Annotated in this window: 1 protein-coding gene; it reads right to left on the reverse strand. The window is 54.5% G+C overall.

Going from position 1 to position 895, the window contains the following annotated elements; translation table 11 throughout:
- A partial coding sequence (locus tag QP324_RS11815; protein ID WP_284816171.1) for a DDE-type integrase/transposase/recombinase occupies window positions 1-719 on the reverse strand: 719 nt, incomplete at its 3' end.
- Window positions 720-895: the final 176 nt, after the last annotated feature.

Below are 895 nucleotides of genomic sequence, written 5' to 3' on the forward strand. Positions count from 1 at the left end.
GTTCCATTCTTTTGGTGGATGCCCATTTGGAGCAGTAGCTGTTCGAAGCCGTTGCGAGTGTCGGCTTTTCTGTAGAGCTTTGTGGTGAACACGCTGCCGTTGTCGGTGAGGGTGGATTTGGGAAATCCATGTTTGTTTCCTGCGGATATGAAGGTGTCGATGACGTTGGTGCCGGTTTCGTGCTCGACGGCTTTGCAAGCGATGACATAGCGTGAGTGGTCGTCGATGATGGTCAGGATGGCTACGCGTTGGTTGTTGTTGAGGTACCAGTGGCTGTAGTCGAGTTGCCAGGTTTCGTTCGGTTGGTCTGCTTGGAATCGTTTCCAGGAACTGCGTGGCCTTTTGTGAGGTTGTTCGATGACCCAGCCGTGGCGTTTGAGTATGCGGTGGATAGTCGATGCTGCTGGTAGTGGGGTTATTTTTTGTTGTTGAAGGTGCCAGCGGATGGTGTGGGCGCCGTTGTCTTGGCCGGTGTTTTCCAGGTGTTGTCGGATATCGAGGATTGCTTTGACCGTGCTCTCTGGCACTTGTCTGGGGTTGGAGTGTGGGCGCCGGGAGCGTGGTTCGAGTGCTTGGTAGCCGCCTTTGCGATAGCGGTGGATAAGTTCGCGGATCCAGCGGGTGCTGACGCTAAAGAGTGCGGCGGCATCTTTATGGCTCATGCCGGTTGCGAGGATGGTTTCGACGATGACTTTGTTGGAAGTGTGTTTCTTGCCCATGCTCTATTTTGAGCGGAAGTATGTCTCGCTACATCCTGGGTTGGTGCGTGTGGCCTCATTTTCCCTGTTGGGGTGGTTGTGCGGGAACAGTGGAACGATGTTGTGGCACATCAGGGCCTTGTGGGGCGGAATGATGTCGTGAGACAGAGCGGAACGATGTCATGGAACCAGACACC

This window comes from Corynebacterium sp. UMB0012 (assembly GCF_030216265.1).
GTDB lineage: Bacteria > Actinomycetota > Actinomycetes > Mycobacteriales > Mycobacteriaceae > Corynebacterium.